This window comes from Paenibacillus sonchi, from assembly GCF_016772475.1.
Taxonomy (GTDB): Bacteria; Bacillota; Bacilli; order Paenibacillales; family Paenibacillaceae; genus Paenibacillus_AQ; species Paenibacillus_AQ sonchi.
The window spans coordinates 898,047-914,969 of sequence record NZ_CP068595.1; the positions used below are offsets into that span (position 1 = coordinate 898,047).

Sequence of the window (16,923 nt, forward strand, 5' to 3'; positions counted from 1 at the left end):
GAGAATGAATTCGTATTTCAGTATTATCTTTTCTGATATCTTGAGCTAATAGGGCCACAACATCCGTACAAATAAAAGGGGTTGTAGAATTCTTCCGATTTCTTTAACTCTTTGTTGTTTTCTTTACCACTTAGCCGGAAATGGCTGTATTTCGCCCTGTTCAGCTATTCGCCACAAATAAAAGATTGTATAATAGCTTTACTACAGATAGTAACATCGACCAAGGAGCAGACAGCATGTCCAATGAACAGATCATGCGACGACTCAGCCTTCGCCCAATTCGGGGATTACTCTCCCGCATTCCGGTAAGGAATAAAATTGTGATAACTATCCTTCTTCTGATTCTCCTCCCGATGACGTTCGCCGGCTGCTATTTCTATTGGAACATCTCCCAGATTCTAACGAAGAATGCCAACGATAATCTGTCTCTTCTGATCCGCCAGACCAATGACAATATCGAGAAATCCTTTCAGATTATCGATAACACCTCCCTGCATTTCCTCGCTAATAAAACGATAAGAACCTGGTCCATCGAGGATGTGTCCCTGGGAGACGACTACTACAAAAAATTTCTCAATAAAAGTGAAATGGAAGAGGACCTGAAATACAGCCTTATGTTCAACAACGCCTGGAATATCAGCCTGCTGTCAACGGCTTATGTTTTTTTTGATAAGGACAATTACATATCCGTTTTAAAGTCACAGCCCAACATTGAAGAAATTAACAAAAACAATCTCGCTGTTTTTCATTCGGTTAACGGCAGGGTTCGGGGCAAGGAAATTATCACGCCAAGCTACGAGGACCGTACCCTCTACTTCACACGAATCGTGTCCAATATCAACCTTCCCCAGCAGCGCCTTGTGCTGATTTTTGGCACGGATGAGGCAGATTTAGCGGACCAATATTCCGGGCTGCTCGCCTTTCCGGGTGCTATGGCTTACATCATTGATAACCGGGGAGCCATCTATTCCAGTGCCGATAAGCAGGAGCTGGGTTCTATCGTTTCTCCCGCCGTCTTCGCGCTGAAAGACAATGCCGAAGTAAGGGAAGTCAAGCTTAACCATGAAAGCTACCTGACCGTTTCCCGCAGCATCGGCACCACCGGGCTTACTTTCATTGCAGGCATTCCTAAGAAGCAAGTACTCTCCAAGTTGTCCGAGAGCATGCGTAATTACATTTGGATCATCGCTCTGATTGCCTTCGTATCCCTTGCAGCAGGCGTCCTGTTATCTCTTCGCTTTACCCGGGTCATCCGTGATCTGCTGCGGAGTATCCATAAGGTCAAGAAAGGTGATTACAACGTAAGAATGCCGGCCTACAAAAATGTGGAGCTCAACCAGCTCAGTACCACCTTCAACAGAATGACGGAAGAAATCAATTATCTCATCAAGGAAGTTTATGAGAAGCACCTGCTGATCAAAGAGTCGGAGATCAAATTTTTGCAAGCGCAGATCAATCCCCACTTTCTGTTCAACACGTTAATTACCATTGGCTACAAAGCCAAATTGTCCAAAGATGAGACCGTTTACAAAATGGTAACGTCCCTTACAGAGCTGCTGCAGGCAGGTATTTATTCCAATAGTCTGGCTAAGGTCCCGATTCGTCAGGAACTGGATGTTATCCAATTTTATCTTTATCTGCAAAAAGAAAGGTTTGAGGATAAAATTGAGTATACGATCCATATTGAGGACGAGGCCCTACTGGATCTGTTGCTTCCCAAGCTGAGTGTCGAACCCCTGGTGGAAAATGCTGTGGTTCACGGTGTGGAAAAAAAGCTGGGCAAAGGAATCATCCACATCCGCATTTACCGTAAAAACGATTCGGTCTATTTTGAGATCACGGACAATGGCAATGGATTTGAGGTTGTTCCCCGGAATTGGAGTAATTTCGAAAGTATCACCATTCGCAAACAAGGCCACAACAATATTGGCCTGATCAACACGCAAAAACGGGTCAAGCTGATCTACGGCGAGCCTTATGGAATTGAGGTAGAGAGCGAATTTGGGGCAGGAGCCAAAGTTACCCTTCACATACCTGCAGATCAGGGGGAGCTATCGCATGTATAACGTAATGATCGTTGATGATGAGCCTGTTATCAAAAAAGGGCTGAAGTGTTTTGTGGATTGGGAAACTCTCCAATGTGAAGTCATTTGTGAAGCATCCAATGGGATAGAAGCCGTGGAGATGCTCGGCCATTATGATATCGATATTATTGTAACCGATATCCGCATGCCGGGGATGGACGGTCTTGCTTTATCGGACTATGTCCACCAGAACTTTCCGCAAATCAAGGTCATCATCCTCACAGCCTTTGCTGACTTCTCCTATGCCCAAACTGCCATTCAGTATGAAGTAGTAGATTTTGTGGTCAAGACCAACCCCACCGAGAAGATTCCCGGGGCCATTGAAAAAGCAACGCGGCTGCTGGAAAAGGAAAATGAGCAGAAGCAGAAATTGAGACAGCTGGAGAGCAAGATCAACGACAATCTTTCCGAAATCAGTGAAAAATTTCTGAAGGAGGCCGCCCACGGCTTGATCAGCGATGAAGCAGGTTTGCTCAGCCGCTCAAGGGAGCTTGGTTTGCAATTGGAGAACTATTTCGGGGTCCATCTGGAGATTGAGGATACGCTGGGCTCTCCCCCAACGAGTGAATATCACCGGTTCTTGGCTTCCATTCGCCAATTCCTTGCGCTGGCCTTCGAGGAGCGCCCTACTTATATAATGGCAATGGAAAAAAACACTTTGCTGGCTATTGTCTCCATGGGCGACGGCAATGCAGCAGTCTCCACACAAGCCTTGCTCACGATATGTAATGAAATTCTCGCCATGGCAGAGAACTTTAGACGATACCATCTCAATATCGGCATCAGTCTGATGCACCGGGATGTGCAGACGCTGTCCATAGCTTACCGGGAGGCGAGAGAAGCGCTGCAAGGCAGCTTTTATAGCGATAATTATGTGGCTGTCTATATGCCTCACACCAGCCAGACACTCACTCCCGGAGCTCCTCCCCATCATACCGCAGAGAGAATTGCCGAATATCTGCAGCAAGGACAAAACGATCTGGCAATCGATCAACTGGAGCGTTTACTGGAGAGCTACAGAAATATCAAAGAGCCGATTGAGAATGTAAAGGTGGCTTGTCTGCTCATAGGTTCTTACTGTTTCCGTTTGCTGAGCGCCAGCCACCCCTTCGCACCCGAGTTGGATGAAAGCCAATCCACGGTGTATAAGCAAATCCAGGAGAGCAAAAGCATTCAGCTGTTGGCAGACATCCTAAAGCGTCTGATTCGGAGCTGCTCAAGGGCAGTGGCGTTTAATGACAAACAACCCAATTACATCGTTATAGAATGCCAGAAATATATAAAAGAGCATTACAACCAGAACCTGAATCTGCAAATTATTGCGGACCATATCCATATCAACAGCAGCTACCTCAGCCGCCTTTACAAAAAAGTAACCAATGAGTCCATCATCGACGCGATCAATAAGTACCGGATTGAAATGGCCAAGAAATTACTCAGGAATCCGGCGAGTAAAGTATTTGAAGTCGCAGAAGCAGTCGGTATTGAGACACCTGCCTATTTCACCCACGTGTTCTCTAAATACACAGGGATGAGTCCCAAGGAATACAAGCTGAATTATTCACAGACTGAATTGGGATAAAAGATTCCTAGTCTATTTCACTGCGCATTCACCACATTAACGATGCTCATCTTATCCATTTTCCGGGTAGGTGAGATCGCCGCAACAAACGTCGTAAGGATCGCTGCTGCAATCGTGATCGTCAAGATCATAATTGGCGGCTGCCAAAGCTCGCCCCAGTTGGAGGTAATCATCAGCCCATAGAAGAAACGATGCAAAAGCAATCCCAAAACACCGCCCAGCAAACTGCCTGATATCGCATAAGCGGCGGCTTCGGCCATGACCATCCTTTTTAACTGCCTGCCTGACATGCCTACCGCACGCATCACGCCATAGTTGCCCATTCGGCTGGAAACGCTGGCGTTTACTGTATTCAGGATGTTAATCAGCGCGACCAGTGCAATCACGAGCAAGAACCCGTACACAAATACCGCCATGGCGTAATAGGCCGCGCGGGTTTCGCGGTTGCCTTGCTGTTCGTCAAGCAGCCGCATTTCCGGCGTGATTAGGCTTCTGGCCTGCCCGGAAATATCTTCATCAACCTGCATGTCGATAATGGTGTAGTCCGAGATGCCGGTCAGCGCGGTAAAGGTGGCTTCGGAGCTAATGATGATCCATCCGCCTTTCTTTGCCACAAACGGTGCATCGGAGAGGATCCCGGCAATGTGAACCTCAGAAGATCCCCCAGGCAGCCCAAGGGTAAGGGTATCGCCTACCTTCCATTTCAAATCTTCCGAATACGTGACGAATACCCCGTTGCCGTTCTGCACCTGATCTATTGTTCCGGAAATCAGCTTGTCTGCCGCCCATTTAAATTGCGGCTCGTCATATGAAATCAGCGTGGCCGTATTGTTGCCCTGTTGATAAGTTGCCGGAATATCATGGAGAACCATCCGTCCATAGATATTCCTGATATGCGGAAGCGCCTTTGCTTCCTCCATTATCGAACGGTCAAGCAAGACGGAATCCTTCGCACCCATAATGGAGATATCAGGCGCGTAAGGCTTCAACGGCCTTAAGGCATGGCCCATGAAGGTAATCAGGACTGTGAAACACAAGAACAGGATGATGCTTAGCCCAAAAGAACCCGATATCAGTACCATACTCTTTTTATTGGAAAAAGCATGCTGGAACCCCATGGCTCTATCCACGCGAAACCATTTGGTGTTAGCCGCCCTGTTAATGGGTTGATGATTCACATGATTGATATTTCCGGTTACAGCAGCTTGCGGAGATACCTTTGCCGCCTTTTTGGCAGGAGACCTCGAAGCGAGCATGACCACCAACAACCCGATTACCGTACCGGCAGCCATAGCGGGCCAGCTGATTTGAAACACTGGCATTGCCGGCAGGTACTTCACATTCAAGGAATTCAGGAATAAGACCGCTGCCCACATCATGCCGCACCCGGCCAATAGTCCAATCGGAATCCCTTTTAGGCAATACCGCAAACCCTCCCGCCGGATATACCGTTTGATTTGCTTTTTCGTGGCGCCAAGACAGCGCAGAAGGCCGAAGAATTGCGTCCGTTCCAGCACGCTCATGTTAAAACTGCTGGCGATCATAAACGTGGCAGCCATCGTAATCAGGAGAAAAAGAATTCCCGCCGTAAGGTAGAGATCGACCATCGAACTGTCGTTGCTTTGTCCCATTAAACCAAGCAGGAGAAGGTTCGTGGAGACCTGTTTATCAGTCAGGCCATGCTCCGCTTTGATGTTGGATAACGCCCGGTTAATGTTCACGCCGCTTTTAAACTGAATATAATAATATTCCTTTTTTCGGACGGAAGCGTACGAATCCCCTCCGTTGACAGATACAGGCCGTGGGAGTCCGTACCTTTCAAACTGGAAAAGTCGTTGTACGTCCCGGTAATCTTATATTCCCGCTTCCGCTCATCGCTCAAAGCAATTTTAATTGTATCCCCAATGGACAGACCGAATTGCTCCAGTGCCGGCCGGTCAAGCAAAGCTTCACGTTCGGAAGCCGGATACGCTCCCCCGCTCACGACCAGGTTCATCTGATTAGCGATATCCTGTTCGCCGCCTTGAATACGTAGTTTTTTTCCTTGAAAAACCGTATCTTCGGCCATGCCGACCCAACCCGCCACTTTCACATCGCTGCGACCTGCGATTTGCCCGGCGGTGCTGTCTGTTATCCCCGCAATCACGGCATGGTAATTTCCTTTTTGCCGGATATTCTCATTGATTTGGGCTTTCACGCTCATATCGGCCATCCCGAATACGGCCACGACCAGCATCACGGATATAGCAATGCAAACCACAGTGAGCCGGTTTTTCTTGCTATGGACTTTGGCATATTCCGAAACAAGACCCAGATAGCTTTTCATTCGGCGTACACCCCAAGCTGAGTAAGCACGCCGTCCGACACCTGCAGCACCCGATCCGCCGTCGAAGCCATGCTCCGGTTATGCGTAATCATGATAATCGTCTGCTGGTAGCGTTTGGATGCCGTTTTTAGCAGGGAAATAACCTCATTGCTGTTTTGGCTGTCCAAATTGCCGGTGGGTTCGTCCGCAAGGATAAGCATGGGGCGGGTAATCAAGGCGCGGCCGATCGCCACGCGCTGCTGCTGACCGCCGGATAACTGGCGGGGCAGATGATTGCGCCGGTCCGTCAAGGACAGAACGGCCAGGATTTCTTCCACATACGCTTGATCCGGCTTCTTATAATCGAGCAGCAATGGGAAAGTGATATTCTGCTCCACATTAAGTTCCGGGATCAGATTGAACGCCTGAAAGATAAAACCGATATTCCTGCGGCGGAATATGGTCAGTTTCTCGTCCTTCATGCGAAAAATATCGTTCCCGTCGATCCATACCCTGCCGGACGTTGGCGTATCCAGGGCCCCTATCATGTTCAATAGCGTACTTTTTCCGGAACCGGACTCCCCGATAACCGCGACAAACTCGCCTTTGGGCACGGTAAAACTTACATTTTTCAAGGCGTTAACGGCCGTTTCACCGGTTCCATAGGTTTTGCATACGGAATTCACTTCCAACAAATTCAAATCCCCTCACTCCTTTCTATCACGGAGTTTACCATCTGCGTCTTACGCTCACATGAATTCCGGCTTACGGTTTCGTAAGGTTGAGAAAACTCAGCACAAAGGTGCTGCCATTCCCTAAGGCACTCTCCACCGTGATATTGCCGTCATGCGCTTCAACAATGGCTTTGGTCAGCGGAAGGCCCAGCCCAACGCCTTGCGTATCTTTCGAAAAGCGGCTCCGATAAAACCGCTTGAAAATATGATGTATATCTTCCGTATGGATACCGCTTCCATTATCCTTGACCGTGATTTGCGTAACCGAAGGCAATTCGTTCCACTCGATGGCGATATGACCGCCTGCCTCCGTATGGTCCAGCGCGTTTTTTACCACATTGCTTACGGCTTCCACGATCCAGCCCCGGTCACAAACCAGCTCGGCCTGTGGCGGTCCCGACAGGGTCATGCGTTTCCGCTCCAGATTGACGCGCGTTTCAAAATGCAGCCAGAGGTCGTTCATCATATCGGCAATATTTTCCGGTAACTTCTCGATCATGATCGAACCGGCATCCCATTTTGTAATCTTCAGAAGGCTTTGGACCAGCCTTTCGATCCTGTCAATTTCCCGTTCCGACTTGACCGCAAATTCCCGCATGGCGGCTGGTTCCTCACTTTCGTCCTGCAAAAGTCCGTTGTAGATATTGAGGGCGGCAAGGGGCGTTTTTAACTGGTGGGAAATATCCGATATCGTGTCTTTCAGAAACTCCTTCGTCTTCTGCTCCTTGGCGCCATGCGCGTCAAGCGTCGTAGCCAGCGTGTTCACCGCGTGAAAAAGCTTATACAGGCTTCCCTCGCTGTCACATTCGATACGCGCACGGGTATTGCCCGTCATGAAATGGGAGAGTTGAGAGATGGCCTCCTCCATCATGCGATCCTGTCTTCTAAAATATAAAAAGCAGCTCCACAATACACCGGCGGCGATCAGAAGCGAGAGCAGGAAAAGGCCCAGATGCAAAGAGCCGCTGGACGGCCAGATCAAAAGCTGGGACAACCCCATAAACGAAACAAAGATACAAGACAGTGAAATAAACAGCTTTTTAATATCCTGGTTGGTAAAAACGTGCATCGTCCCACCTCAATTCGTCACCTTCCACTTATACCCCATGCCTCTGACCGTCAACAGAATTTGCGGATGATTGGGATCTTCCTCGATCTTCATGCGCAGCCTGCGGATATAAACCGCCAGCGTATTGTCATCCACATAATTTCCCTGCCCATCCCACAGCTTGTCCAAGATCATTTCTTTGGAAAGAACCTGGTTCGGATGATTCATCAGCAAGCAGAGCAGCCTATACTCCCCGGCCGTCAACGGCAGGGCCATCTCGTCCTTATAAGCTTGTCCCTGCAGCAGCAGCACCTTGATCCCATTCGACGCCATTTCTGCATCTGCCACGCCAAAATCCTTTGCCCTCCGCAGCACGGCATGGATTCGCGACACAAGCACACCCAGCTTAAACGGCTTGGTAATATAATCATCGCCGCCCATATCCAGTCCCATGACCATATTCACTTCCTCATCAGACGCCGTCAGAAAGACAATCGGCACTTTTGAAACCTGCCGCACCTTCCGGCAAACCTCAAAGCCGGAGCCATCCGGCAAGGATACATCCAAAATCAGCAAATCATAGATTCCGTCCGTAAAAAGAACTTCCGCCTCCCTTACCGTCCGGGCAATATCCAAATCAAACCCTTGCTTGTTCAGCGAATACGAAAGCCCGTCAATCAGGCTCAAATCGTCCTCCAGCAGCAGGATTTTGTTCATTTGTTTCACTTCCCCTTGTCTATCTTAGGTCTATTATGATTCGAGATGGCGGGAAAATTCAAGGAGATCGTTGACACCATCACAAGTTACTTATCCAAACATTGCTTAAATTCAAATAAAAAAAGCCCACTAGAGGATGTCTCTAATGAACTCTTTTAGCTAATACCGGCGAGAGGACTCGAACCTCCACGGTTTCCCACTCGATTTTGAGTCGAGCGCGTCTGCCATTCCGCCACGCCGGCGTGTACAAATATGAATTAGGGCTAAATAAAAAAATGAAGGCGCCACCCAGACTCGAACTGGGGATAAAGCTTTTGCAGAGCTTTGCCTTACCACTTGGCTATGGCGCCATAAAATGGAGCGGACGACGGGAATCGAACCCGCGACCCTCGCCTTGGCAAGGCGATGCTCTACCGCTGAGCCACGTCCGCATTAATGGCTGGGGATATAGGAATCGAACCTATGAATGACGGAGTCAAAGTCCGTTGCCTTACCGCTTGGCTAATCCCCAATATTCATTTGTAAAGTGATGGGGCGGCTGATGGGTCTCGAACCCACGAATGCCGGAACCACAATCCGGTGCGTTAACCCCTTCGCCACAGCCGCCATATGAAACTGTTACATCCTAACTAAATCAATAATTCTAAAAGTAATGGGGCGGCCGATGGGTCTCGAACCCACGAATGCCGGAACCACAATCCGGTGCGTTAACCCCTTCGCCACGGCCGCCATATGAAACTTTTAAAATTTGTGTGGCAGGGGCAGCAGGAATTGAACCCACACCAACGGTTTTGGAGACCGTTGTTCTACCTTTAAACTATGCCCCTAAAAATGGTGGAGGCTGATGGATTCGAACCACCGAACACGTACGTGAGCAGATTTACAGTCTGATGCGTTTGGCCACTTCGCTAAGCCTCCACAATGGTGCCGGCGAGAAGACTTGAACTCCCAACCTACTGATTACAAGTCAGTTGCTCTACCAATTGAGCTACACCGGCATATTAAGTTGTAAGAAAAATGGTGGCGCGGGACGGAATCGAACCGCCGACACAAGGATTTTCAGTCCTTTGCTCTACCGACTGAGCTACCGAGCCATATAAGTGTATCAAGCAAATTATTGATGGCGGAACCGACGGGATACTCTTCACTTCGTTACGAGATTGCGATGTAATCCTTACGAAGCCGACGCTTCAACGAACCCTATGATGGATTCTCATCCCTGAAGAAAACTTTGATGGCGGAACCGACGGGATTCGAACCCGCGATCTCCTGCGTGACAGGCAGGCATGTTAGGCCAACTACACCACGGTTCCAAATTAAGCACTACTGGGGGCCCCGGAAAGTAATCAAAATACACTACAAAGCATATCTTTACTTTTTGGGGTTAAATTGCGGGGGCAGGATTTGAACCTGCGGCCTTCGGGTTATGAGCCCGACGAGCTACCGGGCTGCTCCACCCCGCGTCAGTATAAAGCGTATTCTTTTGAAAGGATACTATGGTGGAGGCTGAGGGGTTCGAACCCCCGACCCTCTGCTTGTAAGGCAGATGCTCTCCCAGCTGAGCTAAGCCTCCATAAATCAACAAAACTCATTGTACCAAATCACTATAATAAAAATCAAGTAATAATGGTGACCCGTATGGGATACTCTCCACTCCGTTACGAGATTGCGATGTATTCCTTACGAAGCCGATGCTTCAACGAACCCCATGGATTCTCATCCCAGAATTCGAAGGTGTAAAATGGTGACCCGTATGGGATTCGAACCCATGTTACCTCCGTGAAAGGGAGGTGTCTTAACCCCTTGACCAACGGGCCATATCTTCATGCTCCAACGAACCACTAAGGACTCTCATCCCTTTTCAGGGAAGTAATGCTACGGAGAGAGAGGGATACTCTCACTTCGTTCGAGATTGCGAAGCAAACCCTAACGAAGCTTATGCTCCAACGAACCACCGAGGGTTCTCATCCCTTTTCAGGAAGGTATTGCTACGGAGAGAGAGGGATTCGAACCCTCGAGACGCTTGTGGCGCCTACACGATTTCCAATCGTGCTCCTTCGGCCAAACTCGGACACCTCTCCATATGGCTCCCCGAACAGGACTCGAACCTGTGACAACTCGATTAACAGTCGAGTGCTCTACCAACTGAGCTATCAGGGAATATGCATATCAGACGTTTGATCGCCTGAAAACTGAATCCGAAACGAAAATTGCATTTTAGTTTATTGGATAAGCCCTCGACCGATTAGTATTGGTCAGCTCCACACGTTGCCGTGCTTCCACCTCCAACCTATCTACCTCGTCGTCTTCAAGGGGTCTTACATACTGGGAAATCTCATCTTGAGGGGGGCTTCACGCTTAGATGCTTTCAGCGCTTATCCCGTCCGTACGTAGCTACCCAGCCATGCTCCTGGCGGAACAACTGGTGCACCAGCGGTACGTCCATCCCGGTCCTCTCGTACTAAGGACAGCTCCTCTCAAATTTCCTACGCCCACGACAGATAGGGACCGAACTGTCTCACGACGTTCTGAACCCAGCTCGCGTACCGCTTTAATGGGCGAACAGCCCAACCCTTGGGACCTACTTCAGCCCCAGGATGCGATGAGCCGACATCGAGGTGCCAAACCTCCCCGTCGATGTGGACTCTTGGGGGAGATAAGCCTGTTATCCCCAGGGTAGCTTTTATCCGTTGAGCGATGGCCCTTCCATGCGGTACCACCGGATCACTAAGTCCGACTTTCGTCCCTGCTCGACTTGTAGGTCTCGCAGTCAAGCTCCCTTCTGCCTTTGCACTCTTCGAATGATTTCCAACCATTCTGAGGGAACCTTTGAACGCCTCCGTTACTCTTTAGGAGGCGACCGCCCCAGTCAAACTGCCCGCCTGACACGGTCCCCGTACCCGTTTAGGGTACCAGGTTAGAACCTAGATACGATCAGGGTGGTATCCCAACGGCGCCTCCACCGAAGCTTGCGCTCCGGCTTCTACGGCTCCCACCTATCCTGTACAGATCGTACCCAAATTCAATATCAAGCTGCAGTAAAGCTCCATGGGGTCTTTCCGTCTTGTCGCGGGTAACCTGCATCTTCACAGGTATTAAAATTTCACCGAATCTCTCGTTGAGACAGCGCCCAAGTCGTTACGCCATTCGTGCGGGTCAGAATTTACCTGACAAGGAATTTCGCTACCTTAGGACCGTTATAGTTACGGCCGCCGTTTACTGGGGCTTCGGTTCACAGCTTCGGAGTTGCCTCCTAACCGCTCCCCTTAACCTTCCAGCACCGGGCAGGCGTCAGCCCGTATACTTCGCCTTGCGGCTTCGCACAGACCTGTGTTTTTGCTAAACAGTCGCTTGGGCCTTTTCACTGCGGCCCCCTCGGGCTATTCACCCTACCGAGGCACCCCTTCTCCCGAAGTTACGGGGTCATTTTGCCGAGTTCCTTAACGAGAGTTCTTCCGCGCGCCTTAGAATTCTCTTCTCGCCTACCTGTGTCGGTTTGCGGTACGGGCACCTTCTCCTGGCTAGAGGCTTTTCTTGGCAGTGTGAGATCATGACCTTCGCTACTGTAATTTTCGCTCCCCATCACAGCCCAGCCTTTCGGTGTGCGGATTTGCCTACACACCAGCCTCACTGCTTGGACGGACATCCATCAGTCCGCGTCACTACCCTCCTGCGTCACCCCATCGCTCATAGCGGATTACGGTGGTACAGTAATTTCAAACTGTTGTCCTTCGACTACGCCTGTCGGCCTCGCCTTAGGTCCCGACTTACCCTGAGCGGACGAGCCTTCCTCAGGAAACCTTGGGCTTTCGGCGGATCAGATTCTCACTGATCTTTTCGTTACTCATACCGGCATTCTCACTTGTGTACGCTCCAGCGCTCCTTACGGTACACCTTCAATGTATACACAACGCTCCCCTACCCCTGATGCAAAGCATCAAGCCATAGCTTCGGTGGTGTGTTTAGCCCCGTTACATTTTCGGCGCAGAGTCACTCGACCAGTGAGCTATTACGCACTCTTTCAATGGTGGCTGCTTCTAAGCCAACATCCTGGTTGTCTGTGCAACTCCACATCCTTTCCCACTTAACACACACTTGGGGACCTTAGCTGATGGTCTGGGCTGTTTCCCTTTTGACAATGGATCTTAGCACTCACTGTCTGACTCCCGGCAAGAAGTCCATGGCATTCGGAGTTTGACTGAGCTTGGTAACCCTTGCGGGCCCCGCACCCAATCAGTGCTCTACCTCCACGACTCCATTCACCGAGGCTAGCCCTAAAGCTATTTCGGGGAGAACCAGCTATCTCCGAGTTCGATTGGAATTTCTCCGCTACCCCCACCTCATCCCCGCACTTTTCAACGTACGTGGGTTCGGGCCTCCAGTGCGTGTTACCGCACCTTCACCCTGGACAGGGGTAGATCACACGGTTTCGGGTCTACGTCCACATACTTAATCGCCCTATTCAGACTCGCTTTCGCTGCGGCTCCGGCTTCTCACCTTAACCTTGCATGTTAAACGTAACTCGCCGGTTCATTCTACAAAAGGCACGCCATCATCCATATAGAGGACTCTGACTTTTTGTAAGCACACGGTTTCAGGTTCTATTTCACTCCCCTTCCGGGGTGCTTTTCACCTTTCCCTCACGGTACTGTTTCACTATCGGTCGCCAGGTAGTATTTAGCCTTAGCAGATGGTCCTGCCGGATTCATACGGGGTTTCACGTGCCCCGCACTACTCGGGATCCGTCTCGGAGGGAACAGGGTTTAGGCTACAGGGCTTTTACCTCTATCGCGGGCCTTTCCAGACCTCTTCGCCTACCCGGTTCCTTTGTAACTCCATGTGAGACGTCCCACAACCCCAAGGAGCAAGCTCCTTGGTTTAGGCTGTTCCGCGTTCGCTCGCCGCTACTGACGGAATCACTATTGTTTTCTCTTCCTCAGGGTACTTAGATGTTTCAGTTCCCCTGGTCTGCCTCTTCACACCCTATGAATTCAGATGTGAATGACTGCGAATTACCACAGCCGGGTTTCCCCATTCGGACACCCCCGGATCAAAGCTTGCTTACAGCTCCCCGAGGCAGTTTCGTTGTTCGCCACGTCCTTCGTCGGCTCCTGGCGCCTAGGCATCCTCCGTGTGCTCTTATTAGCTTAACCACGATTTTCTCCGTAGGAGAAATATCGAACATTGAATGAATTCAAAGCTCTTTATTTCCGTCAGGAAAATATCGGCCACTAATAACTATTTCAACTTGTTCACACAAGTTTCAGCTAAAAGATGTTCTAAAACGCATTTTCGTTTCGGTATCCAGTTTTCAAGGATCAAGTGATTCCGGATTGAACTCCGGAAGAAGATCATATCATGTTTCCGAGCGGCTTGGCTACAAGCAAGTTCTGGAAACCAATATGCCCTTTGAGAGCTTAAACTCTCAAAACTGAGCAACGAGTGAGCAACAGGCCTAAACCTGAGTTTTGGAAGCAAAGCTTCCGATTTGAATGTTCTCATTGCAGAGAACGATTCTCCATAGAAAGGAGGTGATCCAGCCGCACCTTCCGATACGGCTACCTTGTTACGACTTCACCCCAATCATCTACCCCACCTTCGGCGGCTGGCCCCCTTGCGGGTTACCCCACCGACTTCGGGTGTTGTAAACTCTCGTGGTGTGACGGGCGGTGTGTACAAGACCCGGGAACGTATTCACCGCGGCATGCTGATCCGCGATTACTAGCAATTCCGACTTCATGCAGGCGAGTTGCAGCCTGCAATCCGAACTGAGACCGGCTTTGCTGGGATTGGCTCCACCTCGCGGCTTCGCTTCCCGTTGTACCGGCCATTGTAGTACGTGTGTAGCCCAGGTCATAAGGGGCATGATGATTTGACGTCATCCCCACCTTCCTCCGGTTTGTCACCGGCAGTCACTCTAGAGTGCCCAGCCTTACCTGCTGGCAACTAAAGTCAAGGGTTGCGCTCGTTGCGGGACTTAACCCAACATCTCACGACACGAGCTGACGACAACCATGCACCACCTGTCTCAACTTTCCCCGAAGGGCACCTGATGCATCTCTGCTTCGTTAGTTGGATGTCAAGACCTGGTAAGGTTCTTCGCGTTGCTTCGAATTAAACCACATACTCCACTGCTTGTGCGGGTCCCCGTCAATTCCTTTGAGTTTCAGTCTTGCGACCGTACTCCCCAGGCGGAGTGCTTACTGTGTTAACTTCGGCACCAAGGGTATCGAAACCCCTAACACCTAGCACTCATCGTTTACGGCGTGGACTACCAGGGTATCTAATCCTGTTTGCTCCCCACGCTTTCGCGCCTCAGCGTCAGTTACAGCCCAGAAAGTCGCCTTCGCCACTGGTGTTCCTCCACATCTCTACGCATTTCACCGCTACACGTGGAATTCCACTTTCCTCTTCTGTACTCAAGCTGCCCAGTTTCCAGTGCGACCCCAGGTTGAGCCCAAGGTTTAAACACCAGACTTAAGCAGCCGCCTGCGCGCGCTTTACGCCCAATAATTCCGGACAACGCTTGCCCCCTACGTATTACCGCGGCTGCTGGCACGTAGTTAGCCGGGGCTTTCTTCTCAGGTACCGTCACTCCGATAGCAGTTACTCTACCGGACGTTCTTCCCTGGCAACAGAGCTTTACGATCCGAAAACCTTCATCACTCACGCGGCGTTGCTCCGTCAGGCTTTCGCCCATTGCGGAAGATTCCCTACTGCTGCCTCCCGTAGGAGTCTGGGCCGTGTCTCAGTCCCAGTGTGGCCGTTCACCCTCTCAGGTCGGCTACGCATCGTCGCCTTGGTAGGCCGTTACCCCACCAACTAGCTAATGCGCCGCAGGCCCATCCTCTAGCAGCAGATTGCTCCGCCTTTCATCCCAAACCCAGGAGGGTCAAGGAATTATCCGGTATTAGCTACCGTTTCCGGTAGTTATCCCAGTCTAGAGGGTAGGTTGCCTACGTGTTACTCACCCGTCCGCCGCTAAGTTTACCCCGAAGGATAAACTCCGCTCGACTTGCATGTATTAGGCACGCCGCCAGCGTTCGTCCTGAGCCAGGATCAAACTCTCCAATTTGTATTGAAAAGAGCGATAGCTCATTTTGAAACATCTGACGAGAATTTGTATTCTCTCGATGAAATTTCTAAAGCGTGAAACACGCTGTGAAACTCATCTGTTTTGGATCTCACTTGCGTGAAATCCCACTCACTCGTTGTTCAGTTTTCAAAGATCAAGTTCTCATTTTCTTGCATCGTTGCTTGTCAGCAGCGACCTTTATAATATATCACAGCGCCCTCATTTTAGTCAACCTTTTTTTAATTTCTTTTTTTCAGTTGTCTTCCGCATGCTTTACAGCATCTTAACCGCGTCAGAGGGACGAGTTATAATTTAACACAACATTAACACAAGAGTCAACTATAAATATTCCCTCAAGTGATTTTATAATGTAAACAAGAACCCAACAAAAAAAGAGAGCATATTCGCCTCTCCTTATCCATTCGTTATTATCATTTATATTCATAAGGTATAGCGTACAGCATGACCATCCCCGGCATCCTCTGCCCAAGAAGCAATCTCTCTGATTTGTGAACGGGATACCAGCTTGCGCAGTACCAGCGGCAGTTCAGCGCCAAGCTGGCTAAGTCCGGAGTGCTGGAGCAGTTCTTTTATACTCCAGGGTTCCTTGCGGCTGCCCAGTATATTCAACAGTATGGTACAGCAATCGGACATCTTGGACATAATGGAAAATTCACAAGCCAGCAGAATAAGCTCCACTCTCTGATCCAATGTCTCTGTACTAACGGTCAACTCCTCATACAGCTTATGAACGGATGAATTCAGGCCTTTGATTTGCTCCCACACCGCCGGATCAGGAAAACAGCCTGCCTCGCTTACTTCTATACGCGCCCAGTGATACAGAGCGATCAATACACAGTTGTATGCATCCATAGTGCAGCCGGCTTCCATATACCGCTTAGATTTCACATACATATGGAGAAATCTGGAGAATTCCATAAACAGTATTCGTTCCTTAATCGGCCCCTGAAACTGGATGATCTCCCTGCGCATTTCACCGAGGATTCCCTTAGGATCCCAAATGACTTCACCCGCAATCAGACTGGTGAGGAGTTCATTGTTATCCCCTGCCATTACCGCTCTCTCCAGAGCGGAAAGACCTACATGGACCGACTGTGTGCGCCGTTCACCGGCCATGGTATGAGTAATAATTCGTTCCTTCTCCTGTTCCTCATGCAGCATCAGTACCACCATATCAAAATCATGGAGAAGCGCGCTCTGAAACGGAGCATTGCCGGTCTGGTGCAGGGCTACAGCTCCCAGTACACTCTCGTCAAACGTCTCTCCACTAAAAAGGGTCAAATTGGACAGTTCCATACTTCCCTCCATCAAATTTGGCGATTTTGCGTCTGTCAGTTATAATTCTCTTAAATATTAA

At 49.8% G+C, this 16,923-nt stretch carries 8 protein-coding genes, 16 tRNA genes and 2 rRNA genes; 2 read left to right on the forward strand and 24 right to left on the reverse strand.

All coding sequences use genetic code 11. The features are described 5' to 3' along the window. The first annotated feature begins 320 nt into the window (after positions 1 to 320). The gene (locus JI735_RS04035; RefSeq protein ID WP_202677093.1) at positions 321 to 2,066 is read left to right on the forward strand and encodes a sensor histidine kinase; all 1,746 of its coding nucleotides are present in this window, start codon (positions 321 to 323) and stop codon (positions 2,064 to 2,066) included. Continuing rightward, positions 2,059 to 3,666, forward strand: coding sequence for a response regulator (locus JI735_RS04040; protein ID WP_039833911.1), 1,608 nt, complete (start codon positions 2,059 to 2,061; stop codon positions 3,664 to 3,666). The genes JI735_RS04035 and JI735_RS04040 overlap by 8 nt, the downstream gene beginning before the upstream one ends. A 17-nt stretch (positions 3,667 to 3,683) precedes the next feature. Here the strand turns inward: JI735_RS04040 and JI735_RS04045 are convergent, their stop codons facing one another. The 24 genes from JI735_RS04045 to JI735_RS04160 all read right to left on the reverse strand — a co-directional run bounded on the left by JI735_RS04045 (position 3,684) and on the right by JI735_RS04160 (position 16,862). Beyond that, complete coding sequence (locus tag JI735_RS04045) at positions 3,684 to 5,387, reverse strand: ABC transporter permease (protein WP_233476240.1); 1,704 nt, start codon at positions 5,385 to 5,387, stop codon at positions 3,684 to 3,686. Continuing rightward, on the reverse strand, positions 5,384 to 5,992 hold the full coding sequence (locus JI735_RS04050) for an ABC transporter permease (RefSeq protein WP_202677096.1): 609 nt from the start codon (positions 5,990 to 5,992) through the stop codon (positions 5,384 to 5,386). The genes JI735_RS04045 and JI735_RS04050 overlap by 4 nt, the downstream gene beginning before the upstream one ends. Continuing rightward, positions 5,989 to 6,672: an ABC transporter ATP-binding protein gene (locus JI735_RS04055; protein ID WP_039833914.1), complete on the reverse strand. Its 684-nt coding sequence runs from the start codon at positions 6,670 to 6,672 to the stop codon at positions 5,989 to 5,991. Before JI735_RS04055 ends, JI735_RS04050 begins: the two co-directional genes overlap by 4 nt. Before the next feature lie 64 nt (positions 6,673 to 6,736). Further along, positions 6,737 to 7,774 carry a sensor histidine kinase gene (locus JI735_RS04060; RefSeq protein ID WP_039833915.1) on the reverse strand — a complete coding sequence of 346 codons (1,038 nt, stop codon included), beginning with the start codon at positions 7,772 to 7,774 and terminating at the stop codon, positions 6,737 to 6,739. A gap of 9 nt (positions 7,775 to 7,783) precedes the next feature. Further along, positions 7,784 to 8,470 carry a response regulator transcription factor gene (locus tag JI735_RS04065; RefSeq protein ID WP_039833917.1) on the reverse strand — a complete coding sequence of 229 codons (687 nt, stop codon included), beginning with the start codon at positions 8,468 to 8,470 and terminating at the stop codon, positions 7,784 to 7,786. Between the two features lie 163 nt (positions 8,471 to 8,633). Then, positions 8,634 to 8,712 (reverse strand) — tRNA-Leu (locus JI735_RS04070). A gap of 37 nt (positions 8,713 to 8,749) precedes the next feature. Then, positions 8,750 to 8,820 (reverse strand) — tRNA-Cys (locus tag JI735_RS04075). Positions 8,821 to 8,826: 6 nt separating this feature from the next. Continuing rightward, positions 8,827 to 8,901, reverse strand: a tRNA-Gly gene (locus tag JI735_RS04080). Positions 8,902 to 8,906: 5 nt separating this feature from the next. Then, positions 8,907 to 8,981: transfer RNA gene (locus JI735_RS04085), tRNA-Gln, on the reverse strand. A 19-nt stretch (positions 8,982 to 9,000) separates the two neighbouring features. After that, positions 9,001 to 9,076: transfer RNA gene (locus JI735_RS04090), tRNA-His, on the reverse strand. Positions 9,077 to 9,123: 47 nt separating this feature from the next. Continuing rightward, positions 9,124 to 9,199, reverse strand: a tRNA-His gene (locus JI735_RS04095). Between the two features lie 24 nt (positions 9,200 to 9,223). Further along, a tRNA-Trp gene (locus tag JI735_RS04100) sits at positions 9,224 to 9,297 on the reverse strand. A gap of 5 nt (positions 9,298 to 9,302) precedes the next feature. Next, positions 9,303 to 9,388: transfer RNA gene (locus tag JI735_RS04105), tRNA-Tyr, on the reverse strand. 4 nt (positions 9,389 to 9,392) lie between these two features. Next, positions 9,393 to 9,468: transfer RNA gene (locus JI735_RS04110), tRNA-Thr, on the reverse strand. Between the two features lie 20 nt (positions 9,469 to 9,488). Next, positions 9,489 to 9,564, reverse strand: a tRNA-Phe gene (locus tag JI735_RS04115). Positions 9,565 to 9,705: 141 nt separating this feature from the next. After that, positions 9,706 to 9,783 (reverse strand) — tRNA-Asp (locus JI735_RS04120). 76 nt (positions 9,784 to 9,859) lie between these two features. Further along, positions 9,860 to 9,933 (reverse strand) — tRNA-Met (locus JI735_RS04125). Positions 9,934 to 9,967: 34 nt separating this feature from the next. Then, positions 9,968 to 10,043, reverse strand: a tRNA-Val gene (locus JI735_RS04130). A 169-nt stretch (positions 10,044 to 10,212) separates the two neighbouring features. Then, a tRNA-Glu gene (locus JI735_RS04135) sits at positions 10,213 to 10,287 on the reverse strand. Positions 10,288 to 10,461: 174 nt separating this feature from the next. After that, positions 10,462 to 10,551, reverse strand: a tRNA-Ser gene (locus JI735_RS04140). A gap of 3 nt (positions 10,552 to 10,554) precedes the next feature. Next, positions 10,555 to 10,630 (reverse strand) — tRNA-Asn (locus JI735_RS04145). A 65-nt stretch (positions 10,631 to 10,695) separates the two neighbouring features. Next, positions 10,696 to 13,623 (reverse strand): 23S ribosomal RNA (locus JI735_RS04150). Between the two features lie 371 nt (positions 13,624 to 13,994). Then, positions 13,995 to 15,545 (reverse strand): 16S ribosomal RNA (locus tag JI735_RS04155). Together the 16S and 23S rRNA genes with 16 tRNA genes alongside form the textbook arrangement of a ribosomal RNA operon. Positions 15,546 to 15,986: 441 nt before the next feature. Beyond that, positions 15,987 to 16,862 (reverse strand): nucleotidyltransferase-like protein, encoded by an 876-nt coding sequence (locus JI735_RS04160; RefSeq protein ID WP_039834343.1) that lies wholly within the window; start codon positions 16,860 to 16,862, stop codon positions 15,987 to 15,989. Between the last annotated feature and the right edge of the window lie 61 nt (positions 16,863 to 16,923).

What these genes read in the sequence shown, in the direction of transcription:
- JI735_RS04160 (WP_039834343.1), bottom strand. Translation starts at nt 16,862, where the DNA reads ATGGAACTGTCCAATTTGACCCTTTTTAGTGGAGAGACGTTTGACGAG.
- JI735_RS04060 (WP_039833915.1), bottom strand. Translation starts at nt 7,774, where the DNA reads ATGCACGTTTTTACCAACCAGGATATTAAAAAGCTGTTTATTTCACTG.
- JI735_RS04065 (WP_039833917.1), bottom strand. Translation starts at nt 8,470, where the DNA reads ATGAACAAAATCCTGCTGCTGGAGGACGATTTGAGCCTGATTGACGGG.
- JI735_RS04050 (WP_202677096.1), bottom strand. Translation starts at nt 5,992, where the DNA reads ATGAAAAGCTATCTGGGTCTTGTTTCGGAATATGCCAAAGTCCATAGC.
- JI735_RS04040 (WP_039833911.1), top strand. Translation starts at nt 2,059, where the DNA reads ATGTATAACGTAATGATCGTTGATGATGAGCCTGTTATCAAAAAAGGG.